The following is a 14747-nucleotide window of genomic DNA, read 5'->3' on the forward strand; positions in this document are numbered from 1 at the left end:
CCAGTTTACCCCCTTTTCCTACAGGATCAATAGGTAATACTGGAACATGCGAGGTGGATGACGTTTACCCGGGTCTCGAAGGCAGGCTACTACGCGCGTTCACACACCGGAGGCGATATGCGGTAACCGGGCGATCACACCCGTCCACTCCCAACCCTGAACCTCTCTTGGCGAGCCGTTTCGCCACCCAAGGACATGATGGAAGTGGACATCGGGGAGAAAATCGCCTATATGATCTCGGATCTCGGACAGGACGATGCGCGGCCGGGCCCCTGAGTGGGCGACGGTCCTGCGGCTGCTGGAGACCGCGGGAGCCCCGGGCAACGTGATCCTCGTCGAAGGCGAACCGGGAACGGGCAAGAGCCTCCTGCTCGCCGAGGCGTGCGCCGCCGCCCCCGGCACGGGGGCGGCCGTCGTCTCAGGAAGAGCCGACATGCTCGGCAGGCTGACCCCGCTGGGGCCGCTGCTGTCCGCCCTCGACGAGTCCCCCTCCGCCGCCGCCGTCACCAGGAACGCCATGCCCGACGCGCCGAGCCTGCTGATGTGGCTGGCCGATCAGGTGCGCGACGCGCTCGAACGGCGCGCGAAGCGGGGACCGCTGCTGGTGACCCTCGACGACCTGCACTGGGCCGACCCCGCCACACTCATGGCACTGCGCGCGCTGCCCGCCCAGCTGACCGGCCTCCCCCTGGCCTGGCTGCTGGCCCGCCGTCCCGTGGAGGGCACCGACGACGCCCGCCTGTTCGGCCTGCTGCGGAGCGAGGGGGCCGCGACGGTCACACTGCGCCCCCTGTGCGGGCAGGCGGTGGCCCTGGTGGCCGCCGACACGCTCGGGGCGCCGCCGGACGAGGAACTGACGGCCCTGGCCGCGCAGGCGGGGGGAAACCCGTTCCTGCTCGTCGAACTGCTCACCGGGCTGCGCGAGGAGGACGCGGTCAAGGTCGAGGACGGCCTCGCCAGGCTGACCGGCCCCACGCTGCCCCGCCGCGTGCACACCGCGGTACGGCGGCGCCTTGAGGAGGTCAGCACCAGGACCAGGCACCTGCTTGAGGCGACGGCCGTACTCGGCCGGTCCTTCTCCCCCGCCTACGCCGCCGAGATGCTCGGCGAGACCCCCGCCGCCCTGTTGCCCGCCCTTGAGGAGGCTTTGGCCGCGGGCGTGCTGGACGCCACCCCCGAGGAACTGACCTTCCGGCACGAACTGCTGTGGCGCTCGGTCGTCGAGACGGTCCCCGCCCCCGTACGGCGGGCGCTGCACGGCCAGATCGAACGGGCCGTACCGGTCGCCGGGCCGCACCGGGTGAACGGCGGCGCCAGCACCGAGACGCTGATGCTGCCCGCCCTGCTGGCCTGGGACGAGGGCAGGCTCTCCCACGGCCTGGACCTGGCCCGCGAGGCCGTGGAGCGGCCGGGCGCCGGGCACCACCCCGGGCCCAGGGCCGTACTGGCCACGATGCTCATCGACCTGTGGCTGCTCGATGAGGCCGAGGCCGTCACGGCCGACGCGGAGACGCAGGCGGCCCGCCACCCCGAGTGGGCCGTGGAGATCCCGCTGCTGCGCGCCCGCCTCGACCTGGCCGCCGGGCGGTTCGGCAGCGCGATCGCGCGGGCGGAGACCGGCCTGACCGCCGCCGAGGCCCTGCGCGTACCGTCCCTGACCTCCTCCGCCCTGTCCGTGCTCGGCACCGCGTCACTGCGGGCGGGAGACCTGCCCAGGGCGATCCGATGCCTGGAGAGCGAACTGGCGCGGGGAGCACGGGACGCGCCGCCATACGCGCGGCTGCGCTCGGAACTGGCGGCGGGCCGCATCAGCGAGGCCCTGGACGGGGCCGCGGGCGGGATGAGCTCCCTCGGCCGGGTCTACGACGCGCTGCCCCGGCACACCGGGGCGCTGACCAGCGAACCGGCCGCCGCCGCCTGGCTGGTGCGGGTGGCCATGGCCGTCGACGACACACGCAGGGCCGACGCCGTGGTCGGCGCCGCCGAGGACATCGCCCGCCGCAACCCCGGCCTGCCCAACCCCGCGATCTCCGCGGTCCACGCCCGGGGCCTGCGCGAACGCGACCGGCAGGCGCTCGGCCGCGCCGTGGACGGGCACACCGACCCGTGGGCCCGCGCCTCGGCCGCCGAGGACCTCGGGGTACTGCTCGGCTCCGACGGCGGCTGCCGCGACCTGGCGGTACGAGCCCTGGACGACGCGCTGTCCCGCTACGACGAGGTGGGGGCGCTGCGCGACGCGGCCCGGGTTCGCGGCAGGCTGCGCGCCCTCGGGGAACGCCGCCGCCACTGGGTCACCACCGACCACCCCGTCTCCGGCTGGGACAGCCTGACCGGCACCGAACTGGCTGTCTGCGGCCTCGTCGCCGAGGGGCTGACCAACCGCCAGGCCGCCGAGCAGATGTTCATCAGCGAGCACACCGTCGCCTTCCACCTACGTCAGATCTTCCGCAAGCTGGACATCCACTCGCGGGTCGAGCTGACCAGGCTCACCCTTGGCCGCGGCGGCCCCTAGGTTGTGTCTGGCTGTGTCTCCTTGCTCCGCCTGGCGGCGTCGCGGGGCTTGGGCACGGCGCCGGTAGGGTCCCGGCCAAAAGCCTTCTCCACCGGCGGGTTGGCCGGTGAGCTTCAGGCCACCTTGGCCGTCTCGGTCTCCTGGGCGACGGTGACCACGAGCTCCCCCCCGGCCATGCCGACCCGGATCACCGCGCCCTCGTGCGCGTCGCCGAGCAACAGGGCACGCCCGATGCGGGTCTCGACCTCCTTGGCGATGAAGCGCCTCAGCGGGCGGGCGCCGTACACGGGGTCGTAGCCCCGTTCGGCGATGTGTCTGGTGGCGTCCTCGGAGACCTCCAGCAGGATGCCCCGCTCGCCGAGCCGCGCGCGCAGGTCACCGAACATCAGGCCCACGATGCGCTCGATCTCCTCCTCGGTGAGCGGCTTGAAGATCACGATGTCGTCGACGCGGTTGAGGAACTCGGGGCGGAAGTGCGAACGCAGGTCCGCCATCACCAGCTCCTGGGCGTCCTGTTTGATCTCCCCGCTTGAGGTGACGCCCTCAAGCAGGTAGACCGAGCCGATGTTGGAGGTCATGATCAGCACCGTGTTGCGGAAGTCGACGGTCCTGCCCTGCGCGTCGGTGAGCCGCCCGTCGTCGAGGACCTGCAGCAGCGTGTTGAACACGTCGGGGTGCGCCTTCTCGATCTCGTCGAAGAGCACCACCGAGTACGGCTTGCGCCGTACGGCCTCGGTGAGCTGGCCGCCCTCCTCGTAGCCCACGTAACCGGGCGGGGCGCCGACGAGGCGGCTGACGGTGTGCCGCTCCTGGTACTCGCTCATGTCGATGCGGATCATGTTGTCCTCGGTGTCGAACAACGCCGCGGCCAGCGCCTTGGCCAGCTCGGTCTTGCCCACCCCGGTCGGCCCGAGGAAGATGAACGACCCGATCGGGCGGCGCGGGTCCTTGATCCCCGAGCGGGCCCTGATGATGGCGTCGGAGACCGTCTGCACGGCCTCGTCCTGGCCGATCACCCGCTCGTGCAGGACCTCGTCCAGGTGCAGGAGCTTCTCGCGCTCGCCCTCCTGCAGGCGGCTCACCGGGATGCCCGTCCACCTGGAGACGATCAGTGCGATCTCCTCCTCGGTGACCACCTCGCGCAGCAGCCTGGCGACCCCCTGCTTGCTGCGCAGGCGTTCCTCCTCGGCCTTCAGCCGCCGTTCCAGCTCGGGCAGTCTGCCGTGCCGCAGCTCGGCGGCACGGTTGAGGTCGTAGTCACGCTCGGCCCGCTCCGCCTCGGCGCGCACGTTCTCCAGTTCCTCGCGCAACCCCTGGACGCCGCGCAGCGCGTGCCGTTCGGCCTCCCACTGGGCGCGCATGGCGTCGGCCTCCGCGCGCAGGTCGGACAACTCCCTGCGCAGCTCGTCGAGGCGGGCCAGGCTCTGCTGGTCCTCCTCCTTGCCCAGCGCGGCCTCCTCGATCTCCAGGCGCATCACCCTGCGGGTGAGCTCGTCGAGCTCGGCGGGCATCGAGTCGATCTCGGTCCTGAGCATCGCGCAGGCCTCGTCGACCAGGTCGATGGCCTTGTCCGGCAGGAAGCGGTCGGAGATGTAGCGGTGGCTCAGCACCACGGCGGCCACCAGGGCGGCGTCCTGGATCGTCACCCCGTGGAAGACCTCCAGCCGTTCGCGCAGGCCACGCAGGATCGAGACGGCGTCCTCGACGGAGGGCTCGTCGACCGTGACGGGCTGGAAGCGGCGTTCCAGGGCGGCGTCCTTCTCGATGTGCTTGCGGTACTCCTCAAGCGTCGTCGCGCCGATCATGTGCAGCTCGCCGCGGGCCAGCATGGGCTTGAGCATGTTGCCCGCGTCCATGGCGCCCTCGGCCGCGCCCGCCCCGACGACCGTGTGCAGTTCGTCGACGAACAGCAGGATGCGGCCCTCCGCGGCCACCACCTCGGTGAGCACGGCCTTGAGCCGTTCCTCGAACTCCCCCCGGTACTTCGCCCCGGCGACCAGGGATCCCATGTCGAGGCTGAAGACCACCTTGTCCCGCAGGCCCTCGGGCACGTCGCCGTTGCTGATCCGCTGGGCGAGTCCCTCGACGATGGCGGTCTTGCCGACTCCGGGGTCGCCGACCAGCACCGGGTTGTTCTTGCTCTTGCGGGACAGGATCTGGATGACGCGGCGGATCTCGGCGTCGCGCCCGATGACCGGGTCGAGCCTGCCCGCGGCGGCGTCGGCCACCAGGTCCCGCCCGTACTTGGTCAGCGCCTCGTAGGCGACCTCGGGCATCGCCGAGGTGACGCGCTGGTTTCCGCGGATGGCGGTGAGCGCCTGCAGGAAGGAGTCCCTGGTCAGCCCCTGCTGGCGCAGCAGCCGCCCGGCGGGCGTCGTCTCGCCCTCCTCGATCAGGGAGACGAGCAGATGCTCGACGGAGACGTACTCGTCCTTGAGCCGGTCGGCCTCCCGCTTGGCCGTCTCCAGCAGCCGGGAAAGGCGCTGGGTCACCCGGACCTGACCGGGTTCGACGCCCGGCCCGCTGACCCTCGGCATCCGGTTCAGCGCCGCCTCCAGGTCGGCGCCGAGCCGGTCGGTGTCGACGGAGGCGTTCAGGAGCAGCCGTGGGATCAGCCCGTCCGGCTGGTCGAGCAGCGCCTGCAGCAGGTGCTCGCCGTCGACGTCGGTGTGCCCGTGGCGCAGGGCCTTGGTCTGCGCGTCGTGCAGCGCCTCCTGCGACTTCTGCGTCAGCTGGTTGACGTCCACTTCGGTCCTCCCGGGGTGCGGGAGCGCCCACGCGCGGCGCTCTCCAGCTCGGCGATGCGGTCCAGAAGGTCGACCACCAGGCCGAGGGCCGCGTAGTTGAGGGCGAACCCGGCGCGCAGCCGCTGGACCCTGGCCATGGCCGGCAGCTGGGAGAGCGGGAACCACAGCTCCCCCGCCGCGTCCCGCTGCGCGTCGAGCACGCCGAGGACGACCAGGCGGCGCACCAGGTCGGGGTGCGTGCCGGTCAGGCGGGCGAACGACTCGATGTCCAGGCGTCGCGGCCTGGTCAGGGCGTAGGGCATCACCGCCTCCTCGGGTCGAACTCCGACACCGCCGCGAGCTGCTCGAACAGCTGCCTCTCCTCGTCGGTCGGCCGTGGCGGCACCATGATCTGTATCTCGGCGAACAGGTCGCCGGGGCCTTCCCTCGGACTGGGCATGCCCCGGCCGCGCAGCCGCAGCCGCCGCCCGCTCGACGTGCCCGGCGGCACCTTGACCTTGGTCTCGCCGCCCGGTGTCTCGACGGCTACGGCCGCGCCGAGCGCCCCCTCCCAGGGTGTGATCGGGAGCCGGATGTGGATGTCGCGTCCCTCGACCCGGTAACGGGGATGCGGCGCGATCCTGACGATCAGGTAGAGGTCTCCGGGGGGTGCCCCGTCACCGCCCCTGCCGCCCTGGCCCGCCAGGCGGATCCGCCGGCCGTCGGTCACCCCTGCGGGGATGCGGACCTCGATCCTGCGGCCCCCGACGGTGAGGGACTTACGGCCGCCCCGGTAGGCGTCCTCGACGCTCAGCTCCAGCTCGGCCTCCTGGTCGGCGCCGGGGATGGGCCCCCATCCGGGGCCCGCCCTGCCCGCGCCGCCCGCCCTGCCGGAGAAGAGTCCCTCCAGCAGGTCGTCGATGTCGACGCCCTCCCCGAAGCCGGAGGGGCCCTGACCGGGCCAGCCGCTCCCCCGGCCGCCCCGCCCTGCCCCCGCGCGTCCCGCCCCGGCACGGGCCCAGGTCTCGGGGTCCACGTCCTCGGGGACCTGGCGGAAGTCGGGGCCGAACGCGTCGTAGCGGCGGCGGGTCTTGGGGTCGGACAGGACGCTGTAGGCCTCGGAGATGTCCTTGAAGCGGTCCTCGGCCTCGGGGTCCTTGTTGACGTCGGGGTGGTTGGCCCGCGCAAGTTTGCGGTAGGCGCGCTGGATGTCCTCCTGGCTCGCGTTGCGCTGCAGGCCGAGGATCTCGTAGAAGTCCCGGGCTGCCGGCATCATTCCGCCTTGGAGACGACGACCGTCGCGGGCCGCAGTTGCCGTTCACCGTCCCCGTAGGCGGGCTGCACCACGTGCAGGACGGTCCCGTCCGGTGTGCCCTCCTGGCTGAGCACGCCGACCGCCTCGTGCCTGGCGGGGTCGAACCTCGCGCCGGTGTCGTCGCGGCGCGGGAAGCCCAGGCGGGCCAGCACGTCGAGAGCCTGCTCGTGGATGGCCCGCAGCCCCTCGGCGACGGAGGAGGGGTCGTTTCCGGCGTGTTCGAGGGCGCGTTCCAGGTTGTCCAGCACCGGAAGCCATTCGGCCGCCGCCCTGGCCCTTTCCTCCTCCCGCACCCGGGACGCGTCACGGCTGACCCGTTTGCGCAGGTTGTCGAGGTCGGCCAGGGCTCGCCGCCACCGGTCCTGGAGCTCGGCCACCTCGTCCTGAAGCTCGGTGACGCGCTCCTGGAGGCCGTCGGGTTCCTGCCTCACGGCCTCGTCGTCGCGGGGTTCCTCACTCATCGGTCGTGAACTCCGCGTCGATGACGTCGTCGTCCCGGCCGCCGCCCTGAGCCCCCTGCGGGCCCTGGCCGCTCTGGCCGCTCTGGCCGCCGGAGGCCGAGACCGTGCCCAGCCCCTGGTAGACCTGTTGCAGCTCGCCGGTCAGCGAGCGCAGCCGGTCGATCGGTGTCTCCTGCTGCCTGACCGTCTCCCTGGCGTCGGAGACGAGCATCTCGGCCCGTGCCTTCTCATGGACCGGCACGGCATCCCCCAGCTCGGAAAGCCGCCGCTCCACCTGGTAGGCGACACTGTCGAGCTCGTTGCGCGCGTCCACGACCTGCCGCAGCCGCAGGTCCTCCTCCCGGTGCCGTTCGGCGTCGGCGACCATCCGCTCGACCTCGCCCGTGTCGAGGGTCGAGCTCTCACTGATGGTGATGCGCTGCTCGGCGCCGGTGTCCTTGTCCTTGGCCGAGACGTTCAGGATCCCGTTGGCGTCGACGTCGAAGGTGACCTCGACCTGGGGCACACCGCGCGGCGCGGGCCTGATGTTCTCCAGCCTGAAGCGGCCGAGCACCCGGTTGTCCCCGGCGCGTTCGCGCTCGCCCTGCAGCACCACGACGTCCACCGCGTTCTGGTTGTCCTCGGCGGTGCTGAACACCTCGGAACGGCGGGCGGGGATCGTCGTGTTGCGGTCGATGACCTTCGTCATGATGCCGCCGAGGGTCTCGATGCCGAGCGAGAGGGGCGTCACGTCCAGCAGGACGACGTCCTTCAGCTCGCCCTTGATGACGGCCGCCTGCACCGCCGCGCCGAGCGCGACGACCTCGTCGGGGTTGACCGTCATGTTCGGTTCCTTGCCCCCGGTCATCCTGCGCACCAGGGCCTGTACGGCGGGCATCCTGGTCGATCCGCCGACCAGGATCACCTCGTCGATGTCCCCGGTGCTCAGCCGCGCGTCGGCCATGGCCTGCTCGACCGGCCCCTTGCAGCGTTCCAGCAGGTCGGAGGTGATGTCCTCGAACGTCGCCCGGCGCAGCGTGGTGTTCAGGTGCTTGGGGCCCGAGGCGTCGGCCGTGATGAAGGGCAGGTTGATCTGCGTCTGGGAGACCGAGGACAGCTCGACCTTGGCCTTCTCCGCCGCCTCGAAGAGCCGTTGCAGAGCCTGGGGGTCGGCGCGCAGGTCGACGCCGGTGTCCCGCTGGAACTCGTCGGCGAGGTAGTCGACGATGCGCCGGTCGAAGTCGTCACCGCCGAGGTGGGTGTCGCCCGCGGTCGAACGTACCTCGACGACGCCGTCCCCGATGGTCAGGATGCTGACGTCGAACGTTCCGCCGCCCAGGTCGAAGACGAGCACCGTCTCGTTCTCCTTGCGGTCGAGCCCGTAGGCCAGGGCCGCGGCGGTCGGCTCGTTGACGATCCTCAGCACCTCAAGACCGGCGATCTTCCCCGCGTCCTTGGTGGCCTGGCGCTGGGAGTCGTTGAAGTAGGCGGGCACGGTGATGACCGCCTCGGTGACCTTCTCCCCGAGGAACTTGGAGGCGTCGTCGACGAGTTTGCGCAGGATCAGGGCGGAGATCTCCTCCGGGGCGTACATCTTGCCGCGCACGTCGAAACGGACCGCGTCGTCCGGCCCCGGCACCACGTCGAACGACACGGCGTGCATCTCGGTGGTGACCTCGTCGTAGCGGCGGCCGATGAAACGCTTGGCCGAGTAGATCGTCCCCTTCGGGTTGAGGATCGCCTGACGACGGGCCAGCTGCCCGACCAGGCGTTCGCCGTCCTCGGTGAAGGCGACGACCGACGGGGTCGTCCGCGACCCCTCGGCGTTGGCGATCACCGTGGGCTTGTCGCCCTCCATCGTGGCGATCACCGAGTTGGTCGTCCCCAGGTCGATCCCGACTGCCTTAGCCATGCTGGTCTCCTTCTGGGCCTCCCGCGACGGCCGTACGGCGCGCGGGGCCGCGTCCTCGGATTGACGGACGGGCCCCTGAGGCGCGACCCGGCGTGAACCCCGCGGGCGGTCGCCGCCCTAGGTGTGCTGGGGTATGCCGGTCTCTAGCAGCCTGCGGGCCTCGGCGGCCTGGGGCGTCGTCACCCGCAGCTCGTAGCGGTTGGCGACGATGGCGCTCGACGAGAGGAAGTCCCTCCTGCCGCCGGTGAAGGCGTGGGCGATGAGCCCGAAGATGGCTCCGGCGACCACACCCCAGATCACGCTCCACAGGACCAGGATCCAGGGGAACCTGCCGGGGGTGAAGATCGCGAAGAACAGGCCGATCAGCAGTCCGATCCAGGCACCGGTCGCCGCCCCCATCCCCGCGGCGCGCAGGTAGGTCAGCCGCCCGAGCACCTTCTCGACCATCCGCAGGTCCATCCCGACGATCATCGCGTGCTGGACGGGAAAACGCTGGTCCGACAGGTAGTCGACGGCCCGCTGGGCCTCCTCGTAACGGCCGTAGGTGGCTACCGGTTCATAGCCGGTCAAGGTCTGGTCGGATAGCATGCCGCCTCCCCTCCACGGTGAGTCCGTACCGACTCAGCGTGACCGGCCCGCGGCCCGGCGCACATCCCCAGGTCTGGTAGCAGATCAGCCCGCGCCGACCGGACTGCCCGCCTGTCCGGCCTCCGGGTCTCCCTCGGCCACCCCGGGCTCCCCGGACGTCTCGGCCACCGCCCGCGCGGCCCTGCGCTTGACGAACAGCGTGGTCGCGACGCCGAACAGCAACGCGACGACCAGCGCGACCCAGGAGAAGCCCCGCAGCCACCGCTCGGCGGCCATGCCCAGGTAGTAGATCACCGCGGTGGTCCCGCCCGCCCAGACGATCCCGCCGAGCACGTTGGCGACCAGGAACCTCCAGTACGGCATGCGCAGCGCCCCGGCCAGCGGCCCCGCCAGGATGCGCAGCAGCGCGACGAACCTGCCGAGGAAGACCGTCCACATGCCGTAGCGGTGGAAGTAGCGTTCGGCCCTGCCGATGTGCTCCGGCCCGAAGTGCTTGGGGAACCTGCGTCCGAGCCGGTCGAACATCGGCTTGCCGCCCCTGCGCCCGACGGCGTAGCCGATCGAGTCGCCGACGATCGCGCCGACGCCGGCGCAGGCGCCGACCCACAGCGGGTCGACCACGCCCTTGGCCGCCAGCAGCGCGGAGCTGACCAGGACGATCTCGCCGGGCAGCGGGATGCCCAGGCTCTCGATCCCGATCACCAGGCCGACCAGGACGTAGATCCACACCGCGGGAATCGCCTGGAGCAACTCGTCGACATGCATGCCCGTCACCTTATTGCGTCCTCCCCGATCTCATCCGGCCTCGCAGGGGCCGGTGTCAGGCCCTCACAGGACGCCGTGGATCGCGGTGTGGGCCGCCTCGCGCAGCGCGGCGTGCAGCACCGCGTTCGGCTCCCGGTCCGTGTGGACCTCGACGATGCGCACCCCCTCCCCGCGCAACGCCTTGGGCAGCTGTTCCGCCTCCCCGACGAAGGTGTACGGCGTGCCGGTCGCCGCCGCGACGTGGGACAGGTCCACTCCGTGCGAGGTGCCGAAGACCCGTTCGAAGGGGTCGCGCAGCGCGGCCTGGGGCAGCAGCGAGAAGATCCCGCCCCCGTCGTTGTTCACCACGACCAGGCACAGGTCGGGGCGGGGCTCGCGGGGACCGAGGATCAGCCCGTTCTGGTCGTGCAGGAACGTCAGGTCGCCCATCAGCGCGTAGGAGGGACCGTTGTGCGCCAGCGCCGCGCCCATCGCGGAGGACACCACGCCGTCGATCCCCGCCGCGCCCCGGTTGGACAGGATCCGCAGCCCCCTCCTCGGGCGCATCGCCTGGTCGAGGTCACGGATCGGCATGGACGAGCCGGAGAACAGCAGCGCCCCGTTGGGCAGCTGCTCGGCCAGGTCCCTGGCCAGGCGCGGCTCGCTGAGCCCGCCCGCGTCGAGCACCTCGTCGATCGCCGCCCTGGCCGCCGTGTCCGCGCGCCGCCACGAGCGCAGCCAGTCGTCGTCCCCGGCCGCGACCGGGATCTCGACCGCCTGCGCCACCTGGGTCGCGGAACGGGTCGGGTCGGGCCAGCGGGACAGGTCGGGGGCGACGACGATGTGCTCCTCGGCGTGCCTGAGCCAGTTCAGCAGCGGCCTGGACAGGCCGGGACGGCCCAGGGTGACCACCACGTCCGGACGGTGCCGGTCGGCGAACTCGGGGGTGCCGAGCAGGAAGTGGTAGGTCGAGACCGCGTGGTCGCCGTAGCGGGCGCCGCCGTTCGGCTCCGACAGGACCGGCCATCCGGCCATGCCGGCCGCCGCCACGTATCTGCGCATGTTGGCGGCGCCGTCCCCGACGACGAGCACGCCCCTTCGGGTCGGCGGCAGGTGCAGCGCGGCCGCGGGAGGCGCGACCCTGGCGCGGACCCACGGCCCGTTGGCGTCGCCCTCAAGGGACTCGCTCCAGGAGACGTCGCCGTCCGGGACGAGCGGCTCACGGAAGGCGAGGTTGAGGTGGACCGGGCCGGGGTCGGCCGGGCCGAGGGAACGCTGGTAGGCGCGGCAGGCCAGGGAACGCCAGTAGGCGACCTGCCCAGGCCGGTCCTCGGGCACGCCGACCTCGCTGAACCAGCGGACCGCGGTTCCGTACATCTTGATCTGGTCGATGGTCTGGCTGGCGCCGGTGTCGCGCAGCTCGGGCGGCCGGTCGGCGGTGAGCAGCAGCAGCGGCACCCCCGACTCGTGCGCCTCGACGACCGCGGGGTGGAAGTTCGCCGCGGCGGTGCCCGAGGTGCACATCAGCGCGACCGGCCGGCCGCCGCGCTTGGCCAGTCCGAGGGCGAGGAAGGCCGCCGAGCGCTCGTCGATGCGCACGTGCAGCCGTACGCGGCTGTCGGCGTGCGCGGCGAGTGCGAGCGGAGCCGAGCGTGAGCCCGGCGCGAGCACCACCTCGGTGAGACCGCAGCGTACGAGTTCGTCGACCAGCACGGTCGCGAGCGCGGTGGCGGGATTCACCGCACTGCCTCCTCTGGTCGTCGTCGTGCTGAGAGAAGCCGTGTCCGAAAGGACGGACACGACGGCTGACGGCGGACCGGCGCCGTCCTCACCGCGCCGGGGCGGCGCACTGCGGGGACGGGCCGGTTTCGCCTCATCGCTGGAATCGCCTGCGGCTCACGGCCTGCGCGGGAACTTGCCGAAGTCGGGGGTGCGCTTCTCCTTGAAGGCGTCGCGGCCCTCCTGCGCCTCCTCGCTCATGTAGAAGAGCAGGGTGGCGTCGCCGGCGAACTGCTGCATGCCCGCCGCGCCGTCGGTGACCGCGTTCAGCGCGCCCTTGAGCATGCGCAGGGCCAGCGGGGACTTCTCCAGCATCTCCCTGGCCCAGGCGACCGTCTCCTCCTCCAGGCGCTCCAGCGGGACGACCGTGTTGACCAGGCCCCAGCCGAGGGCGGTCTCGGCGTCGTACTGACGGCACAGGTACCAGATCTCACGGGCCCGCTTCAGGCCGACGGTCTCGGCGAGCAGCCAGGACCCGTAGCCGCCGTCGAAGGAGCCGACCTTGGGCCCGGTCTGGCCGAAGACCGCGTTGTCCGCGGCGATGGACAGGTCGCAGCAGACGTGCAGCACGTGGCCGCCGCCGATCGCGTAGCCGGCGATCATCGCGATGACCGGCTTGGGGCAGCGGCGGATCTGCACCTGCAGGTCCAGCACGTTCAGCCTGCCCACGTGCGGGGTCGACTTGTCGACGTAGCCGTCGTCACCGCGGATCTTCTGGTCGCCGCCCGAGCAGAAGGCCCGGTCGCCCGCGCCGGTGAGAATGATCACACCGATCTCCGAGTCCTCCTGGGCGACGTTGAAGGCGTCCCTGAGCTCGAAGAGCGTCGTCGGGCGGAAGGCGTTGTGCCGCTCCGGCCGGTTGATCGTGATCTTCGCGATGCCCTCGGCGGTCTCGTAGACGATGTCCTCGTAGTCCCCGGAGCGCCTCCAGTCGGCGGCGCGCACCTGGACGCTCTCCGGCATGGGCCTGGCCTCGCCCTTCGCCCGCCCGTCCGTGCCCGGCACCGCCTGCTCCGTGCTCACGATGACTGCGTCCCTTCCGCCTCGCCGGGACCCGCCCGGCTGCCGTCCGTTTTCCCGGCACTAACCTTACGACTGTGACGAACGGTCCTGTGCACGCGGAGTCGTCCTGCGGGTGGCGGGAGCTGCACGCGCTCGTGCTGCCGCCGGGACCGGAGCTGTTCAGGGCGGTCGGCGCCGCGCTCGACGGCGGCCCCGCGGTGCTTCCCCTGTCTCCCGCCCTGCCCGCCGCCGCGCTGCGGGCCACGCTCGACGCCCTGCGCCCCACCCATGTCAACGGTGTACGGCGCGAGCACGGTGTGGGGGTGCCCGGCGAGGTGGCCGTCGTCATCGCCACCAGCGGCACGACCGGGGCGCCGAAGGGGGTCCAGCTGTCGGCCGCGGCCCTGCGCGCCTCCGCCTCGGCCTCGCTGCACCGTCTGGGCGCCCGGCCCGGCGAGCGCTGGCTCTGCTGCCTGCCCCCCTCCCACGTCTCGGGGCTTCAGGTCCTGGTCAGGTCACTGGTCGGCGGGACGGAACCGATCGTGCACGAGGGCTTCTCCCCCGAGGCGGTGCTCTCCAGCGGTGCCCGGCACGTCTCGCTGGTTCCGACGCAGCTGCGTCGGCTGCTGGACGCCGACCTGTCGGTGTTCGACACGATCCTGCTGGGGGGCGCGGCGCCGCCGCCGGGGCTGGTCGAGGAGGCCAGGGCCGCAGGCGCGCGGGTGGTGCTCAGCTATGGGATGAGCGAGACCTGTGGCGGGTGCGTCTACGACGGCACCCCCCTTTACAATGTAGATCTCAAGATTGGCGACGACGGGCGGATTCGCGTCGCGGGCCCGGTGCTGTTCTCCGGCTACCGGCTGCGGCCCGAGCTGACCGCCTCGGCCCTCGACGGCGACTGGTTCGTCACCTCCGACCTCGGCGTCATGGACGGCGGGGGCCTGCGCGTGCTCGGCCGCTGCGACGACGTCATCAACACCGGCGGCGAAAAGGTCGTGGCCGCCGTGGCCGCCGCCGCCGTCGCCGAGCACCCCGCTATCGCCGACGCCGTCGTGGTCGGCCGCCCCGATCCGGAGTGGGGCGAGCGCGTCGTGGCCGTCGTCGTCTCCCCCGACCCGCCGTCGCTGGCCGAGCTGCGGGCCTTCGTCAAGGAACGGCTCCCCGCCTGCGCGGCCCCCGCCGAACTGGTCGTGATGTCCGAAATACCACTTCTGCCCAATGGCAAGCCGAATCTCGCCGCCCTCCGTTATGGTCGTGATCGGGAACCGTGAGGAGACCCGGCACGTCAAACAGACAGCCGCGACAGAAGGGACGACCCCATGCATATCACCCGCAAGGCGTTGGTCTCCGCTGGAGTCGTCGGCGTGATCCTCGTGGGCGGCGTCTCCGTGACGGCCGCCGCCTCTGCCGGCCGGGTGGAGAAGATCTGGAGGGTCGTGGAGTCCGGCTCCGGGCCCGCCGTGTCACCGGCGACGCGACAGACCGCGCAGCCGCAGGCCGACGACGACACACCGCGCTCCGAGCCGACGTCCGCGCCCACGTCGGCGCCCGACGACGGGTCCGTGGTCTCCAGGGACGTCAACCCCGACCCGGGGTCGGTCACGACCTACTGGACCGAGCAGCGCCTGCAGGAGGCGAGCCCCTTCCCCATGCCCGAGGCCGACGACCCGGCGGGGCCCTCCGGAAGCCGGGTGGAGGGGATCGAATAGCCCCTGACCACGGCTGATGA

12 protein-coding genes are annotated in these 14747 nt (G+C 72.0%); 3 read left to right on the plus strand and 9 right to left on the minus strand.

Annotated features, from left to right (window positions below; all coding sequences use genetic code 11):
* The first annotated feature begins 256 nt into the window (after positions 1-256).
* Positions 257-2512 (plus strand): AAA family ATPase, encoded by a 2256-nt coding sequence (locus ACIBVQ_RS18570; protein ID WP_399178743.1) that lies wholly within the window; start codon positions 257-259, stop codon positions 2510-2512.
* Positions 2513-2625: 113 nt separating this feature from the next.
* Here ACIBVQ_RS18570 and clpB read toward each other — a convergent pair whose 3' ends face one another.
* From clpB to menB, 9 genes are all read right to left on the minus strand, one after another.
* Positions 2626-5259 carry an ATP-dependent chaperone ClpB gene (gene clpB, locus ACIBVQ_RS18575; RefSeq protein WP_352012536.1) on the minus strand — a complete coding sequence of 878 codons (2634 nt, stop codon included), beginning with the start codon at positions 5257-5259 and terminating at the stop codon, positions 2626-2628.
* The gene (locus tag ACIBVQ_RS18580) at positions 5241-5561 is read right to left on the minus strand and encodes a chaperone modulator CbpM (RefSeq protein ID WP_352012537.1); all 321 of its coding nucleotides are present in this window, start codon (positions 5559-5561) and stop codon (positions 5241-5243) included. The genes clpB and ACIBVQ_RS18580 overlap by 19 nt, the downstream gene beginning before the upstream one ends.
* On the minus strand, positions 5561-6514 hold the full coding sequence (locus tag ACIBVQ_RS18585; RefSeq protein WP_362918700.1) for a DnaJ C-terminal domain-containing protein: 954 nt from the start codon (positions 6512-6514) through the stop codon (positions 5561-5563). The genes ACIBVQ_RS18580 and ACIBVQ_RS18585 overlap by 1 nt, the downstream gene beginning before the upstream one ends.
* Entirely contained in the window at positions 6511-7014 is a 504-nt protein-coding gene (locus ACIBVQ_RS18590; protein ID WP_352012539.1) for a nucleotide exchange factor GrpE, read from the minus strand. Before ACIBVQ_RS18590 ends, ACIBVQ_RS18585 begins: the two co-directional genes overlap by 4 nt.
* Positions 7007-8905 (minus strand): molecular chaperone DnaK, encoded by a 1899-nt coding sequence (gene dnaK / locus ACIBVQ_RS18595; protein WP_399178746.1) that lies wholly within the window; start codon positions 8903-8905, stop codon positions 7007-7009. The genes ACIBVQ_RS18590 and dnaK overlap by 8 nt, the downstream gene beginning before the upstream one ends.
* A 117-nt stretch (positions 8906-9022) precedes the next feature.
* Positions 9023-9493: a general stress protein gene (locus ACIBVQ_RS18600; RefSeq protein ID WP_352012541.1), complete on the minus strand. Its 471-nt coding sequence runs from the start codon at positions 9491-9493 to the stop codon at positions 9023-9025.
* Between the two features lie 84 nt (positions 9494-9577).
* The gene (locus ACIBVQ_RS18605) at positions 9578-10258 is read right to left on the minus strand and encodes a DedA family protein (protein WP_352012542.1); all 681 of its coding nucleotides are present in this window, start codon (positions 10256-10258) and stop codon (positions 9578-9580) included.
* Between the two features lie 63 nt (positions 10259-10321).
* Positions 10322-11977, minus strand: a complete 1656-nt coding sequence (gene menD, locus ACIBVQ_RS18610; protein ID WP_352012543.1) for a 2-succinyl-5-enolpyruvyl-6-hydroxy-3-cyclohexene-1-carboxylic-acid synthase — start codon at positions 11975-11977, stop codon at positions 10322-10324.
* A 156-nt stretch (positions 11978-12133) separates the two neighbouring features.
* Complete coding sequence (gene menB / locus ACIBVQ_RS18615) at positions 12134-12979, minus strand: 1,4-dihydroxy-2-naphthoyl-CoA synthase (protein ID WP_352012710.1); 846 nt, start codon at positions 12977-12979, stop codon at positions 12134-12136.
* 134 nt (positions 12980-13113) lie between these two features.
* On the opposite strand from menB, the gene ACIBVQ_RS18620 reads away from it, so the two are divergent.
* Both ACIBVQ_RS18620 and ACIBVQ_RS18625 read left to right on the plus strand, forming a co-directional pair.
* Positions 13114-14289, plus strand: a complete 1176-nt coding sequence (locus tag ACIBVQ_RS18620; RefSeq protein ID WP_399178749.1) for an AMP-binding protein — start codon at positions 13114-13116, stop codon at positions 14287-14289.
* A gap of 48 nt (positions 14290-14337) precedes the next feature.
* Positions 14338-14727 (plus strand): hypothetical protein, encoded by a 390-nt coding sequence (locus tag ACIBVQ_RS18625; RefSeq protein ID WP_399178751.1) that lies wholly within the window; start codon positions 14338-14340, stop codon positions 14725-14727.
* Positions 14728-14747: the final 20 nt, after the last annotated feature.

It is taken from the genome of Streptosporangium sp. NPDC049376 (assembly GCF_044466505.1).
Taxonomy (GTDB): Bacteria; Actinomycetota; Actinomycetes; order Streptosporangiales; family Streptosporangiaceae; genus Streptosporangium.